This window comes from Chrysiogenia bacterium, from assembly GCA_020434085.1.
GTDB lineage: Bacteria > JAGRBM01 > JAGRBM01 > JAGRBM01 > JAGRBM01 > JAGRBM01.
This window is the reverse complement of record JAGRBM010000286.1, coordinates 50,295-65,896: the sequence shown is the minus strand read 5'-3', so window position 1 is coordinate 65,896 and position 15,602 is coordinate 50,295. Positions and strand designations below refer to the sequence as shown.

Here is a 15,602-nt window from a genome sequence, read left to right as displayed (position 1 = left end):
TGGCGCGCCATTCACCATCCGTGCGCATTTTCGCCAGCACCGCGAAGGGTTTCTTCAAATCATATCGCGCACTTGCGCCGTCCCATTGCGGGTTCGAAAGCAGCTTTTCGAGGAGCTGACGCTTTTCATGGGCATTCCGGGATTTCCAGAGTGATTTCGCTCGGCTGGCGAGTTCTAAAATTCTCTTGGCCGTGATGAGTTCGTCGGCGTGGTTGCCGGATCTGGTGCGGGCCATTGCTTCTTCGGCACGGCGATTGTCCGCGCGGAGTTTTTCGAGGCGGCGCTTGTAGGCGACCTCGTCCATGAACCCGGCGCGGAAGTCGTCGTAGAGGGCGTCTTCCTTTGCCTCCAGCGCGTCGATTTCGCGCTCCAGCCTCGCCGCCTCGCGGCGGCTTTCCGCGCGGGAGTCCTTCTGCGTTTTGCCCAGGTAGTCGGCGATATCCCGCGCGAGGGCTTCGGGGATTGCGATGGAGTCGAGGGCACTCTCAAAGTTCGTGAGAATCTGTTCCTCGCTCGCGTAGACGAGTTTCTCGTGTGCTTTCCTGCCGTTGGCGCAGCGGTAGTAGTGGTAGACGATGCCGCTGGCTTTCTTCTTGGGATCGTAGGTGATCCGGCAGCCGCAGTCGGCGCAGGTGAGCCAGCCGCCGAGCGCGGAATGGCGGGTGCGCTTGGTATGCGCCGGGATTGTCCCGAATGTCGCCTGCAGGGCTTCCCATTCGGACTGGGTGAAGAAGGCTTCGTGCCTTCCTTCGTAGACGTCGCCGCGCCAGAGAAACTCGCCCCGGTAAAAGGGATTCTTGAGGATGCTCTCGACCCTGGAAACCGCGCCGGGGCCTTTGAAACCCCGTTCATGGGAGCGGGGCACGAGGCCTTCTTCGAGCACCTTTGTCGCAATCCGGTCGAGGCTGTAGCCATCGATCCGTAGCGCCGCCATGCGGCGGACGAGTGCTTTCTGCTCGGGAACCGTCTCGATGGTGCCGCCGCGGTCCTTGATCCCGCCTCCGGCGGTGCGAGCCTTGGCATTGCGATATCCGAGCGGTGCCTTCATGGGGAACCACCCGGCCCGGGCCTTCTCGGCCATGCTCTCGATGGCCCGGCGTCGAAGCTCTCTCGAATAGTGTTTGCTCGTGAGCGTGTTCACATCGGCTGTCAGCCACTCGGAATCGGTGCTGAGCGCGTGAAGTACGCGCCGCTCGTTGGCGACGTGCAGGACGAAGAGATCGTCGCGGACCTGTTCCTCAAGCTTCTCGACGTCGGTATAGTTTCGGGCGATGCGGTCCCAGACCCAGAAGACGAGGTGCCGGACGCGCTTTCGTCTGGCGCGAGCCATGGCCTCGTGGAATTTCTTCCGGCTTGATGAGCTCTTCGCCGATTCCTCAATGATCTCAATGCCGGTCAGATCAAGTCCAAGACTCGTGGCGTAGCGCTCGATTCCCGCGCGTTGCACATCGGGGGAATTCCCGTCGCCTTGCTTGTGGGAAGAGACGCGGACGATGCCCACGGCCCTGCGGCTCGCGCCGAGCCAGGAAGGAAGATCAGTCGCACTCAGGGATTGGTTGTTCATGGCTTTGTGCGGGCTTGTGCGCCCGCTCCTCCGCGTCCCATTCTAGCAGCAGCGCGAAAACCTCCGCCAGCGCGGCGATCTCTTCGCGCGAGAATTCGAACTGCGGCACTGGGAGCGGGGTAGCCATGCCCCAAGAATGCGCCGCGCGGGGGTGAACAAAAATATCCCTTGCGTGGGCTCACGTGGAAAACGGTAGTTTGTACGCGCGTGCTTCCCTGCCGCTAAATTTCGCGCCGGCGCGTCACGTCTAGCTCCACCATCTCCACCACTTCGCTAATCTTTCAATAAAATTAGGCACTTCCGTGGTGGCCCTGTGGTGGACTGTTGTCCGATCCCTAACATAGGTAACACCTTCCAGCCATGCCGGGTTCGGGTTCTCACCGCATGTGCGTCGCGAACCGGAATGCTCGGCCTTGCACCGTGCTAAACATTGTGCGAACCGCGCTTGCACAGTTCCCTTGCCGGAATGGGATTTGCCCCCTCCGAACTCATTTCGTCCACCACGACGGGGCCCGGCGAGGTGCGCTGGAGTGCTAGAACCTCCGGTACGCGTGCGGAGCGCTTGCCGCACGAGGGATTTCGGGTGCCACTCGGGCGCGGCGCTGGGAAATGCGGGATCGGAACGCGCGCGGCCTGGTAAAATTTTCCGCCCGCTCGTGCGCGGTCCGCGTGCGGCCCATTCGGTTCGAACGTCGGCTCGGAACGGCTCGGGTTCGGTTCGAGCAGCGCGAACCCGGACAAGTCGCCCGGCTGCGGTCCGAGAGCTCACTCGCGAAGAGGTTTCACGCGCGGTCATCTCCTGCGCGGAGCCCTCAGGTTTGCTTGATTGATATGTCTGATCGACCGAAATTCGAACGGTAGCGGAATTTGCATGTAACTCCAATAACTTGGCTATGGCTCCTTCCATCCTAGCCGAAGGTTTCGCTAATATGAATACCTATTGACATGATGAATCAATGTTCATAATATTGACGAATGCCTCGCTATGCCAGCAAAGCGCGTCAGGAAGCCGAGGAAGCCCGCCACCGCAGGGACATACTGAATGCCGCCATGCAGGTTTTCGTTGAAAAGGGCTTCCACACGGCCACCATGCGGGACGTAGCCCAATCGGCCGAGTTTTCCGTAGGAAAGCTCTATCTCCATTTCTCAAGCAAGGAAGCGCTTTATCAGGAAATGCTTGACCAGCACCTCGCCGAACTCCTGGACCGGGTAGAGGCCGCGTTGGGGGGGGCGGACGGGGCCCGGCAAAGGATTGAGAATGCAGTCCGTGAACAACTCTCCTATTTTGAGGAGAACCCCCTGCTACTGAAACTCTTCGTCAATGAGACTCTCGGCTTTGAAATGCGCCTCCAGGCGCAGTTCGGGCGGGGCGTACTGGCGAAGTACCATCGTTACCAGACCGGGCTCGTAGAGACCTTTGAGAGCGGCCTGGCATCGGGCGAGTTTGTGGGGGCTACGGGTGAAGAGTTGGCGCTCAAGCTCAGCGGGATTCTGAATGCGCTCCTGACCATGGAGGTTCAGCGGCCTGAGCCACGCCCCGTTGATGTTCTCGTAGAAACAACACTCCGGCTTTTCTGCGGATCCCCACTCCCCGATCACTAATGAGCGAATACGGAATTGGAAAAAGGAGCACCAATAATGTTGCGATCCTATGTTGAGGCGATTGTCCGGTATCGCGTTGCAGTGATGGTCATATTGGGCGTGATTTCGGTCTATCTGGGTGCAAATCTCGGGAATCTCCATGTCGAAGTAGACCCGGACAAAAATCTTCCCCAGGGCCACCCGTACATCCAGGCCCAAAACGAAATCGACGATATTTTTGGCGGGAAAAACATTGTAGTGATTGGAATCGCACCGAAGCAGGGCGATATTTTTCAGCCCATTGTTCTTGAGAAAATCCAACAAATTACCGACAAACTACTTCTGGTTCCCGGAATCATCCGGGCCAACGTTCTTTCCATCTCCGCAAATCGGGCAAAGGATATTCTGGGGACCGAAGACGGGATGATTGTGACTCCGTTCATGGAAACAGTGCCGGCTACCGAACGGGAGATGCAGGAACTCAAGGATAAGCTCTTTCGGAATCCGCTGTTTGCCAATTCGATCTATTCCAAGGACGGGAAGACGGCCGCGATTCTGGCCGATTTCCGCTTCAATCGGGAGCTGCCTGATTTTCCCTCGATCCATAAGGTGGTTGAAGAAATCGTGCAGAGCGAGCTGGATGACTCGGTAGAAATTCATTATTCGGGTTTCCCAGTGGCCGCATCGTGGATGGCGAAATACTCGGAACGAATGGCCATCTATTTTATCATTGCCGTCATCGTTATCGGGCTTGTTCATTTCGAGGCATTCCGCACTCTCCAGGGGTTGTTTCTTCCGTTGTTGACGGCCCTGCTGGCGGTCGTGTGGGGACTTGGCTTGATGGGGATCGTGGGCGTCGCTCTCGATCCCTTCAACGCCACCACGCCCATTCTGATCCTGGCCGTGGGAGCCGGGCACGCCGTTCAGATACTCAAGCGCTATTACGAGGAATATGCCGTTTATCAGGACAATCGCAAGGCGGTGATCGAGTCTACCGTCAAGGTGGGAACCGTCATGCTGACCACGGGCATTATCGCCGCGCTCGCCTTTTTTTCGCTCATGACCTTCCAGACCACGACCATCCGCACGTTTGGGCTCTTCACCGGTTTCGGCATTCTTTCGGTCCTGGTCATCGAAATGACGATGATTCCGGCCCTGCGGGCGATGCTGCCCGCACCGAAGCAAAAGGAGGCGCAGGCCGAGTCGGTCGAAAGAAAATATCTCGACGGGGCGCTCGAATGGCTTGCACCCTATGTAAGCGGTTCCGGCAGCAAAGCCATCATTGGAGCGACGGTGGTGGCCCTCGGCGCATGGGGCTACGGCACGTCCATGGTAAAGATAGACAACAGCCTCAAGCCCTATTTCAGCCCCAAGGACCAGTTTTACCAAGACGACACCTGGCTGAATGACCGGTTTGCGGGAACCAACAATCTTCTCTTCGTCATCGACGGCAAGGAACCAGATAAACTCAAGAACCCCGAAGTTCTCAGGAGCATGGAGGGCCTGCAGGATCTCCTTGGAGAACAGGAAGCCGTCGGCAAGACGCTCTCCATCGTCGATTTCCTCAAGAAAATGAACAAAGCGATGAATGCCGATGATCCCGAATTCGAGAGAATTCCCGACTCGCAGGAACTCATTGCCCAATACCTTTTTCTGTATTCCATCTCCGGGGGACCGGATGATTTTGATGCGTACGTGACCAAAACCTATGATAAGGCGATCATCCAGACCTTCATGAAGAAGGACAACACGGCAGTCGCTGACGAGATCATTCGAAAAGTACGGGATTACATCCCCAAGCATTTTCCGCCCGGCTATGAGGTCAAGATCGCCGGCTCGGTGGCCTCGGCCGACGCGCTCAACCACGTCATGGTGGAAGGCAAGATCCGCAACATCGTCCAGATCTGGCTCATAGTGGTTGTTCTGGCTTCGCTTGTCCTGCGTTCACTCGTCGCGGGCCTGCTTGTAACCGTCCCGCTCATCCTTTCAGTATTCGGGGAGTTTGCGGCCCTGGGATTTTTCCGCGCCAATCTGGATATAGGAACTTCGGCCATCCTGCCCATGGCTGTGGGAATCGGTGCTGATTACGCCCTTTATTTTATCTTCCGTCTTAAGGAGGAACTCCGCAAGAATCAGAATTTCGACGAAGCTCTGCTCACCACCATGCGCACTTCGGGCAAGGCGGTATTTTTTGTGTCCAGCGCGATTACCGCGGGTTATCTCTGCCTGGCGCTCTCACCGTTTGGGTTCCACCGGAAATTGGGCCTTCTGGTGGCGTTGGCGATGGTCATCAGTTCCCTGGGAGCGATCACGGTTCTCCCGGCATTGATCAAACACGTGCGGCCGAAGGCATTTTTTCTGAAACCGCAGAAGGACCAATAAACCGGAGGTCTTGCTGCTATGAGGAGGTATGCAATGCATAATTTTAGAACGGTAATGATTGTCCTCGGCATTGGGTTTGCCGTTTCCATGAGTCTTCCGGCTCATGGGGAGGAAGCTGTCGAAAGCGCCGGGCCACCCGACGTCATCGAGATCATGAAGAAGAACTTCATGGTCGGAAAGCTCACCGATTCCGAGTCCAGAATGACCATGGTACTCATTGATTCGAGGGGGATCCGGCGCGAGCGCAAAGCCGAGTCCTTCTCCAGACTCCTTCCCAACGGGATCGACCAGGAGCGCGTGGCGAAATTCCTGAGCCCTCCGGACGTGCGCGGCACGGCGACCCTGACCCGGGAACACTCGGGAGGAGACGACGATATCTGGGTTTACCTTCCAGCCCTCAAAAAGGTCCGGAGGCTGGTAGCGTCGAACAAGCGGGACAGTTTCATGGGATCGGACTTCTCCTACGGAGACGTGATCACCCCGCGGGTGGAGGACTGGAATCACACGCTTGTGAAGACCGAGCCGTGTGGCGAGCACAATTGTTACGTGGTCGAGTCCACTCCTGTGTCGGAAGAAGTAAAACGCAACACCGGCTACGGGAAGAAAATCCAGTGGATCCGGACTGACAATTACATGACCGTTAAAGGTGAATACGCCGACCTTGCAGGGCGCCCTCTGAAAGAGTTTGGCGCGAGCGACCTTTTCGAGGCGGACCCCAAGCTCGGTCGCTGGATGGCGAAGTCGCTTCGAATGAAAAATTTGCAGACAGGAGGAGTCACGGAAATTTCTTTCGATGAGATCAAGGTAAATGTGGGCGTCCCGGAATACACGTTCAGCGAACGTTATCTCAAGCGCTAGAAACATGCGGACGACGTTTCATTTTCGCAATCTGCTCTTTCTTGGAATCATTCTTGCCTCCCTCCCGACCGCCGCAGCGGCAGAGGACGGCCCGGGTCCGATTCCAGAGGGCCGTGAAACCCCGTTCATGAAACTATGGAACCCCGTCAAGCAAGCAGGGATCCACGGTTATGCGGCTTTTGATTATTTTAGTTCGGACAAATCCCTAACCAAGAATCGGCATTTTCCCGGCCTCAATCTTGTTCTTAGGTCGGAGCCCGGATTTGGCGATCACGTCAGGCTCTATGGCGAGGCTCGGGTGATGGCGCAAGACCTGAATCACTCAACCACGCCAAACCATTGGGATGGGCGAACGCAGACTCTCTACGAAGAGGTCACGTTGGAGTTGCGCGAGGGCTATGTCGACGTCTATGCCGGGGACCTGGAACTCCGGGTCGGAAAGCAGATCATTGTTTGGGGCCGTGCCGATGAGATCAATCCCACCGACTGGCTCTCGGCGAGAAATCTGACGCTTCTCTTTCCGGACCCTTTCGATCAGCGAATCGGCGTCTTCGGCGTCAAAGCCGACTACTATCTTCCCAAGGGCTTCCGCGTGACAGGCGTCTGGCAGCCGGTGCCAACAGCCAGCGTGATTCCGCTTCCCTCGGTTCCTGGAATATCCTTTCAGCAGCAGCCTCCGGATGTGGAAATCGAAAACGGCGAGTTCGGTTTCAAACTGGACCAGTCCGGCGGAGATATTGAGTGGTCCGTGAGCTATTTTACGGGCTTCAACAAACTGCCGGAAGTAAATCTGATCGTCCCGCCTCCGCCGGTGACGGTTGTCGAACTTTCGCACCACCGTATACACGGTGCGGGAGCGGATTTCGTGTATATCCACGGGAGCTGGGGGTTTCGGGGGGAAGGTGCGTACGTTCATACGAAGAATTCCAAAGGCCGGCGCAGGGACATCCAAACCCCCTACGCTTTTTATGTTCTTGGCATTGAAAAGGACTTTGGGAACAGCACCAACCTGATCGTCCAGTACTATGGAAGAAGGGTGTTCCATAAGTACGAGACGGTGTTGGGGCGCCCGGATGATCAGTTGGCCCAATACAACGCCTTGTTCACAAGTCAGTTGGACACATGGCAAAACGGTGTATCCGTGCGATTCAACAAGAAGTGGTGGAACGATACTCTCGACCTCGATCTGACCTATGTCATCAACTTCGAGAGAACCAACTGGTTTCTCCGGCCCAAACTGACCTATGACCTGACGGATGAATGGAAGGCCACGGTCGGCGGAGAAATCTACAAGGGCGAAAACATCTCCCAATTCGGCTTTCTGGAAGACAATACGACGGCGTTCGCGGAAATGCGCTGGAGTTTTTGAGGTTGAAAATCTGAGACAATGGCGGTCGGGAGAAATTGTGCGATGGCCGGACGAGGCCTCAAATAAGCCGACCGTGCAGGGAACTGCCGGAACTTGTTCGGTACGCGCATTCCTCAATCACCTTTCCGCATCAATCGCACGCAATTTGCCGCAGGCTCGCGCAGCAAGTGGAATAACGCAGAGAAAGCCGAAGTCTTTCTACGCTGCTCTTTGCTTGGAGGCGAGGTCCACGCGGTCGGGCCCATAAAGCATGATCGATTTGCGATATCGTACCGGGTTTTCACTCGCACGCACGATGCCGGGCAGTCTGCCAAGCAGTTTCTCCATCCCGATCTTCGCTTCCAGTCGCGCAAGCGGGGCGCCCAGACAAAAATGGATGCCGCTGCCGAATGCGATATGAGGATTGGGATCGCGGTGGATGTCGAACGAATCAGGCTGATCGAAAACCGCCTCGTCCCGGTGCGCCGACTGAATCCAGACCAGCACGCCCTCGCCCGGCGGGATCTCACGGTCACCGATCTTCGCGCCTTCTTTCGCAAATCGAAACAGGCACTGCACCGGCGAGTAAAACCGGAGGACTTCTTCCATCGCACAGGGGATCAGCGAGGGATCCTGCTCAAGCTCCCTCAAAGCTTCTGGGGACTCCGTCAGAGCAACAAGCGCATTGCCGAGCCAATTGGTTGTAGTTTCGTTCCCCGCGACCAGAAGAATGCCGCACATGGCAAGAAGTTCGTCACCGGACAGCCGATCCCCGGCATCTTCAAGCTTCACCAGCTGACTGATCAGATCTCCCATCGGCCGCTTGCGTCGCTCCTCGAAGAGGCGACCGAAATAGTCTGTAAACTCTTCAAGCCAATCCATATCCATCGGCTTGCCGGCATTCAGGAAAATATTTGCTGTCGGGTCGAGCACCATCTTGTTCGACCAGTCCTTGAATTGATGGCACATGTGGGGATCGATTCCCAGAATCTCCGCGATCACGTAGATGGGAAGCGGAATGGCAAAATCCTCCATTAGGTCGAACTTATCTTTCTTCTCGATCTCATCGAACAGTTCGTCGGACAGTTCAGAGATTCTGGGTTCGAGCTGCGTGATCATGCGGGGCGTAAATGCCTTTGTAACGAGTGAACGCAAGCGCTGGTGATCGGGGGGGCGGTCGCCACCATCATGTGCTGCATCATCGGCGGCAGTAATTCGAACACCTGTGCCATATCGAGCGCCCCGGTCAGGCCCTTGGCACCTTGCGCCTTTCGCTCGAATGCAACACGCGGACTGGAAGCAAAATGTTCGGGGTCTCTGAGCACGCGCACACAATCGTCGTAGCACATCACGTTCCACATCGGTAGAAGCCGTGACTGACTCACCGGACATTCGGCCCTCGCCCGCCGGTATTCGGCAAAGCGATCATTTTTAGTGAATACGACGAGCGGATTAAATGGCGGCATGAGTCCCCCTTCCACCAACGGCTATAGCTGCATCGCCGACCGGTCCAGGCTTGTGTAGGCCGGTTTGTATCGCGGGGGCTGGGGGACGCGCAGTTCCCGGCGAATCTGCGACAAGGGCTGTTCAAGAAGCCTCTTCCAATTCGGCGTGATGATCGAGCGCGCGCGGAGCCCCCGCCAGATTGCGCCCGCAAACAGCCTCGGGTTCGCATGCCCTCTGGCCGCAAACACCGTTCCACCTACGAGCACCATGAACCAGATTGCCGGATTCCTGGTCTGTGTCGCGGTAAAGGTCAGGACGCCCAATTCTCCGAGCAGATCGGTTCCGTAACCTGTCAACACGTGGTAGAGGTCGTGCGTATCACGCATCCACGTCTGCAGAAACTGCTCGTCCTCGCTCATGCGCTCCAGACGTGAACGATCAAACCCCTCGGCCACGGCTTCATCCAGTCCTCCGGGGGTGAGCTGCTCGCGCTGGCAAAACTCGTAATACTCACGGCCCAAGGTACCCTCGGGCAGGGAAGCCAACCACTTGGCGTCCTTGAGCGCCGAGAGCAGATCGGGCCTTTCCTGCAGCAGGCGGCGCCCCTTGCTGCTGCGCTTGACGCGCTGAAGCATGCGCAGAGGAGATCTTCCCTGCAATGCCTCAACCATCCGCGCAGCCTGCTTGGTATCATCAGGATTTTTCATTCCCTTTATGGCGGCATCGAGCGCCTGCCCGGGCCTGATCGCGTAAAGATCGCTGTCGGTACGCATGGACAATTCCTCCGTCTAAATATTTCGTCCTGTCACCAGAAGCATAAATCCCTTGAATGCTGCCTTATTTCCGTCGAAAAAGTTCACAAGTGCGTCTATCAGACCCACCGTCGTGCGATGCGGCGGAAATCTGCGCGCGTGCGGCGATTTGTCGACGATTGCCTGTACGCGAGTCCAGTAGTCATCAAATCGTTCGGGTGAGATTTCGAGGTTCCGGACACTCCAGAAAAACGTCAGGAATGCGCCCGCTCCCAGTGCTGCCGACGAAAGGCGCAAGGGAAGGTTGGCTAGAATTCGCCGCGCATTGAGCGAAGTGCGGTCAGTACCCGTGCCCTTCTGTTCGAGCAACCAGTAGTCCATGGCCAGATGCCGTGATTCATCGCGGTCGATCATGCGGATAATCTCGTTCTGGAACGGATCGTCAATCATCTCCCGGACCGTCGGACTCCAAAGCGAATCGAGTCCAAGTTCGAACAGGACGATCTGGGTCCCCACGATTTCGTGGAAGAGGCGACCTCGTACTCCCTTCAGTTTCCGCAGGTCGTGCGAGAGCACCTTGAAGGCCCGGCGCATGAGCCACGGCAGATCTTTCCATTCGACCCCCAGCCGTCTCGCCAGAAGAGTCTCAGCCTCCGCGTGCCGGAACTCATCTTTTGCGATGACCTCGAAGAGCTCCCGGACGGTCGGGTGCATCGAGTTCCGGGCGTTAATCTGAAATGCGTAGGCGCCCAAACGTTCAACCCCTGCAGTGAAAAGCAGGACTCTTCCCAGCAGCTGGCGCTTGCGCTCACTGATCGGCAGCCCCGGTGGAAACGGCGTTTCCCAATCGAAATCAGCGACCGACCACTGACCCGCGTGGGACTTCTCCAGCAGCGATTCCAGATCAAGCATTTCCGTAATCCCCCAGTAATGGAATTCTCAGATCGGCGCGAATTCCTGCAAACCCTCTGTTATCCGGAAGGATGCCTGCGCTTCTTGGGAATAAATCGGTTCGGCCGTGAGTTTTCCTTCCTTCTCGATCACCACCATTTTGGTGCCGCAGGGTTGACAGAACACCCTGTCTCCGACCTGAAACGGGCGTTTGGCAATCACGATGATGTTGCAGACAACGCACTGGAGCTCATTGGGCTGAAGGGGAGAGCCATCCCAGTATCGGTATTTCCCCCTGTACCGCTCCGGAAGCTCGTCGAAAGAGCGCCGGCGATTATTGCGAAGATCCTTGATGGAGCGGACATTTCCAAGCATGCCGATCATCTGCATCTGCGGAAATCGTTTTCGACCCAGCGGGTCACGCCACAGGAAATCGATCAAGAAACGGTCGTCGAATATATTCAGATCGGGAGCAAGAACGTGGGCGTAGCGGTCGAAGTAAACTATCTGTTTCACCAGTAGAACGAACTCTCGCGGAAGGCGCACATGGTTCCGTACGGCTGCTTTGACGACGGCGGTCAGCAGGTCTCCGAAGTTGAGCGCACCAAGCGCCGTGTCCTTGAACTGTCCCAGCAGGTTCTTCAGATCATCCTTCAGCTGAATCCGGTCGGTCTTTGCATTTGTAGTACCCAGCTTCATGAGCACGTCGGCCAGGTTCTCGAAAGTGCCCGCCATGAGCGAAACCAGAAGGTGAGTGACGCGTTTACTTCGCTCGTCGTCGAGCCTGCCGACGATTCCGAAATCCATGAAATGGACGCCGGCATCTGCGGTGATGAGGAGATTGCCCGCATGCACATCGCCATGGAAAAATCCATGCAACATCATCGTACGAAGAACTGCCTTGATTCCGAGGCGGAGAGCGTCTTCAGGGTCCACACCAAGATTTCGAATCGAATCGAGGTCGTCCACCCGGGCGCCATGTAGCCGCTCCATCACCAAGATGCGTTTCGTGGTAAGTTCGCGGTACACTTGGGCCGCATAGATGCGCTTGTCTCCAGCAGAGGAAAACACCGCATTGAACCGCTCCATGCTGTTGGCTTCCAGTCGGAAGTCGAGTTCCTCATGCAGCGTCTGATTGAAATCCGAGACGATTCCCACCGGATTGGCCAGATGGGCATTTTCGAAGGCACGCACAAGCCCTTTCGCCAGCAAAAACAGAATTCCGAGATCCCGCTCAATGACCTTTTGAATGCCCGGTCGCTGCACTTTGATGACGACAGGCGTGCCGTCGGCCAATTCGGCGAAGTGGACCTGGGCGATGCTTGCGGCAGCAACCGGAACGGCCTCGATCTTCTGAAATCGGGCCTCCCAACCGGGTCCGAGCTCGTCCCCAAGAATGCGTTTTACTTCCGAAAACCGAAACGCGGGGACCTTATCGAGGCATTTGAGGAATTCATCGGATACTTCCCTTGGGAAAATTCCGGGACTCGACGCCACCATCTGCCCCAGCTTGATAAAGGTCGGACCCAGCTCTTCAAAAGCCAGGCGCAACCGCCGGGCAAGGGCCTTGCGCGAGTTCCTGCCCCGGACGCATTCCAGGGGAAACCCGAGGCCGTGGCGGAATAGCACACGCGCAATTTCCACGAGCCGCTGCGGATCTGCCCGGAGTCTGGAGGGGACGTGTACCTCAGGATCCGGCGGAATTGCGGAGAAATCGGGTGGTTCCAGCCGGGCCAGTGCGTCTGGATTCTGCAGGCGACCGCCTACAACCTTCTTTTCCTTCGGACGACGCTGCTCAATGATGACCTCTTCTTCTCCGTCATGTGCTGTGTCCGAAGCGGATGGTGAGGCAGCCGGGGGAGACAGGGGCGGACGCTTGGCGGCCTTGGGCCTTGGCGGCGGAGGCACCTTCAGGGGGGGATGGCCGGCTCCCGTCCCAACCGAATCAAACTTCGACTTATCGAACGCCAGTCCCTCGGGGAGTTCAACGTGGGGGGCCAGGCCTTCCAAGGTAACGGTCTCATCGGCGTCTTCGCCGACATGGACAGGGATCTTCTTAGGCGGCGCAATTTTCAGCGGGTGCTTGTGGCTCCGCGCTTTTGTGCTGATATCCTGGGACATCTTCTACCCTCACTTGATCCGCAATGTATGGGCATCGGCGACCGGATCCGTTGAGGAAGGGCTAATTCTGGTACGGCTCTTGGTAATCCACGCCGATCCGGGTGAGACGGTCTTTGAACTCCCGCTCCATCTTGGTCCACATTGCGCCCATCAGATCTTCGGAGTTCGAGCGACCAAGCTTGATTCCCGGATACGGCTCGAAATCGCCAAGAACTTCTTTGTATTCGCCGATCGTCCGATTCATAACTGATCCAAACTTGCTGAGCATGCTCTTGAAGCTGGCCATCATGAACCCGGACAGTTCCTTCTGGGCATTCTCGATTTTACGCTTGCTTTCGGGAAAACGGGCCACGAGTTTTGCAAGATGATTTTCCCCAAAACCGACGTGCCGACGCTCGTCGGCGATGACGCCGCAGAGCACCTGCTCGCCAACGGGATCCATGAATTGGCTTATCCCGCGGGAGAACTCAAAGACGCTGAAAGCGAGCCCCTCCAGAATGATATTGTTGCAAACGATGGCAGCGACGTAATCGCCATTCTTGACGAGGTCTTCGAGGGCAAGGCAAAACTTTTTGAGATAGGGATTGGTCCAGCTGTCGAGAAAGTCCTCAAACTGTTCCCTGGTTACCCCCAGGTCGAAGAGGCGCTGGGAGAAGACCTCCACATGCCGCCCCTCATCAGCCGTCTGGGTCGAGAGAAACGCCCGCGCCGCATGGTCAGGCTCACGGGGAATACAGCCCGCTGCCGAGAGGAGGGCCGCCCGCTCCCCCACCACGAAATGAGCGAGGGTCATCAGCTGCTGGTCCCGCAGATCCCCTTCTTCAAAAAGGAGGGGATTCTCTTCGATTGGCCGGTCCTCGTATTTTCCGTAACGGGTCTTGACGAGATAGCCCTGCGGTGCCGTCTTGAGCCACAGGTCCACCTTGTAAATGTTGTCACTGGCATCCACCTTGGTAAGTTGCTCACGAGTTGCTCTTTGAACTAGCTCCGCCATAAGAGTCGCTCCTTTGCTCCGTATCCATTGAGGCACTCCGGGAAAGACCCCGGAAAACGCCCATCCGACTACAAATATAGTAAACACTATCCTTGATTCGCCGTCAAGGGCTGGATTATACTGCACGGGGCAAGGGACCGGGCGCGCATCATAACTATTTGAACTCGTGGTATTTTTGAGGCCATGGCGAAAAAGAAACAATTTAAACTTTCAGAATTGGCAGATGCCGCGGGCGTGGCCGGCAAAACAATCCACTACTATTTGCGGGCGGGGATCCTGCCCCCGCCCCGCAAAGTACGCGAAAAACTGGCCCTTTACGACGAAAACCATCTCAAGCTTCTCGAACTCGTCCGCAAGCTACAAAAGGAAAAGAAACTCCCACTGGCCTTCATCGCTCAGCTTTTCAAGCAGGGCAACTACGATGCCCAGGCGCTCGAACTCAGCCTGGTGGCTGACATGTTCGAGCGGGCAACCGAGGGGAAAGGGTTTCTTCCGCCCAGCGTTGGTGTTCTGGCGACGGAGCCCGCGGCCGAAGTTGAAATACCAGAGGACTTGCAGAAATACCTTGCGGAGGCCGGGCTCATCAGCGCCATCGAAGGGCCGCTCTCCGGCGAAGAACGGAAAATCGCGTGGATCGTTTCGACCGCTCACAGCAAGGGACTGCCCGTCGAATTCTTCGTTGACCTTCTCAACCCGATCGAAGCCGTCGTTACCAAGGAATCCAAGGCCCTCATTCACACCATTGACGGGGACGCCAGTTTCCGGGAAGTAGTGGGACGGTTGGGGGAAATCGATTCACTCATTAACCGATTTTTGGAAGCCGCGAAGACACGAGCTCTTCGGCTGCATTTCGAGCGCGCATATGAAGAAGGCCCGCTGTCTGTCGAAAAACTGCGAAAGAAGATCTATATCCCCAGTGAAGCATTTTTGGAAAAGCACGCTATTCCCTCCCAGATTGAAGAGATCGAAACCCAGCTGCGCGACGGCGACGCGAAGCAAAGACGTGATCTGCAGCTCCGACTTGCCGAGGCTTACCTCGCGATCGGGCGCTACGAAGAGGGTGCTGAACAGGCCACCCGGATACTCAAAAACGACAAATATGACTCCGACGCGATGCTACTCAAAACCGTCGCCGATACGTTTCTTAATCGGACGGACGAGGCGGTTCAGATGGCCGCCAAAGCGCACAAAGTCGCGCCCCACGATGCGAGAACCACAGCCTACGCCGCGATAGCCAACTTAATGCAGGCCGCGCGGGTGGGTGGGGTCATCTCACCGGCCCAGTGGCTAAATAAATCGCTCCAGTTGTTCCAGGAAAGCCTGCGACTTACGCCCCGGCGCCTCAAGGACCGTCTTGAAATCCTCCTCATGAAAGGACGCGCCTACACGATTCTTCCGGCGCCTCTCAATCAGGTAGACGAGGGAATCGGCGCGCTGAGAGACCTTCTGGAAATCGTCGATACACACACCGAAGCCCAACTGGGGCTTCCATTCAAGGGATTCAACGAGATATACCGGGTCAATACCTACTTTTATCTCGGAGAGGCCTTTGATCTCAAAAGGGAAAAAAAACAGGCCAACGAGGCCTTCCAGCAAGTGATCCTCCGCGATCCAGCGTCGAATTTCGGCCAATACGCCTATCAGCGCGCATGGCCGCAGGAATGA

At 56.8% G+C, this 15,602-nt stretch carries 12 protein-coding genes; 5 read left to right on the top strand and 7 right to left on the bottom strand.

Features of this window, described 5'->3' with window-relative positions; all coding sequences use genetic code 11:
* On the bottom strand, nt 1-1,564 hold a 1,564-nt coding region (locus tag KDH09_09900; protein MCB0219995.1), incomplete at its 3' end, for a recombinase family protein.
* 975 nt (nt 1,565-2,539) lie between these two features.
* Here KDH09_09900 and KDH09_09895 point away from each other — a divergent pair.
* From KDH09_09895 to KDH09_09880, 4 genes are read left to right on the top strand one after another with little or no spacing between them, the layout of a single operon-like run.
* Nucleotides 2,540-3,166, top strand: coding sequence for a TetR/AcrR family transcriptional regulator (locus KDH09_09895; protein MCB0219994.1), 627 nt, complete (start codon nt 2,540-2,542; stop codon nt 3,164-3,166).
* 36 nt (nt 3,167-3,202) lie between these two features.
* Nucleotides 3,203-5,527, top strand: coding sequence for an MMPL family transporter (locus KDH09_09890; protein ID MCB0219993.1), 2,325 nt, complete (start codon nt 3,203-3,205; stop codon nt 5,525-5,527).
* Nucleotides 5,528-5,560: 33 nt separating this feature from the next.
* Nucleotides 5,561-6,385, top strand: coding sequence for an outer membrane lipoprotein-sorting protein (locus KDH09_09885; protein MCB0219992.1), 825 nt, complete (start codon nt 5,561-5,563; stop codon nt 6,383-6,385).
* Nucleotides 6,386-6,389: 4 nt separating this feature from the next.
* On the top strand, nt 6,390-7,754 hold the full coding sequence (locus KDH09_09880) for a hypothetical protein (GenBank protein MCB0219991.1): 1,365 nt from the start codon (nt 6,390-6,392) through the stop codon (nt 7,752-7,754).
* 198 nt (nt 7,755-7,952) lie between these two features.
* On the opposite strand, the gene KDH09_09875 is transcribed toward KDH09_09880, so the two are convergent.
* From KDH09_09875 to KDH09_09850, 6 genes are all read right to left on the bottom strand, one after another.
* A complete protein-coding gene (locus KDH09_09875; protein ID MCB0219990.1) occupies nt 7,953-8,888 on the bottom strand; it encodes a cytochrome P450 in 936 nt (311 codons plus the stop codon).
* Entirely contained in the window at nt 8,849-9,199 is a 351-nt protein-coding gene (locus tag KDH09_09870; GenBank protein ID MCB0219989.1) for a hypothetical protein, read from the bottom strand. Before KDH09_09870 ends, KDH09_09875 begins: the two co-directional genes overlap by 40 nt.
* A gap of 21 nt (nt 9,200-9,220) precedes the next feature.
* The gene (locus KDH09_09865) at nt 9,221-9,952 is read right to left on the bottom strand and encodes a hypothetical protein (GenBank protein ID MCB0219988.1); all 732 of its coding nucleotides are present in this window, start codon (nt 9,950-9,952) and stop codon (nt 9,221-9,223) included.
* A 15-nt stretch (nt 9,953-9,967) separates the two neighbouring features.
* Nucleotides 9,968-10,843, bottom strand: coding sequence for a ferritin-like domain-containing protein (locus tag KDH09_09860; GenBank protein MCB0219987.1), 876 nt, complete (start codon nt 10,841-10,843; stop codon nt 9,968-9,970).
* 27 nt (nt 10,844-10,870) lie between these two features.
* The gene (locus KDH09_09855) at nt 10,871-12,943 is read right to left on the bottom strand and encodes an AarF/ABC1/UbiB kinase family protein (protein MCB0219986.1); all 2,073 of its coding nucleotides are present in this window, start codon (nt 12,941-12,943) and stop codon (nt 10,871-10,873) included.
* 61 nt (nt 12,944-13,004) lie between these two features.
* Complete coding sequence (locus KDH09_09850) at nt 13,005-13,937, bottom strand: ferritin-like domain-containing protein (GenBank protein MCB0219985.1); 933 nt, start codon at nt 13,935-13,937, stop codon at nt 13,005-13,007.
* Nucleotides 13,938-14,120: 183 nt separating this feature from the next.
* On the opposite strand from KDH09_09850, the gene KDH09_09845 reads away from it, so the two are divergent.
* Nucleotides 14,121-15,602 (top strand): MerR family transcriptional regulator, encoded by a 1,482-nt coding sequence (locus tag KDH09_09845; protein ID MCB0219984.1) that lies wholly within the window; start codon nt 14,121-14,123, stop codon nt 15,600-15,602.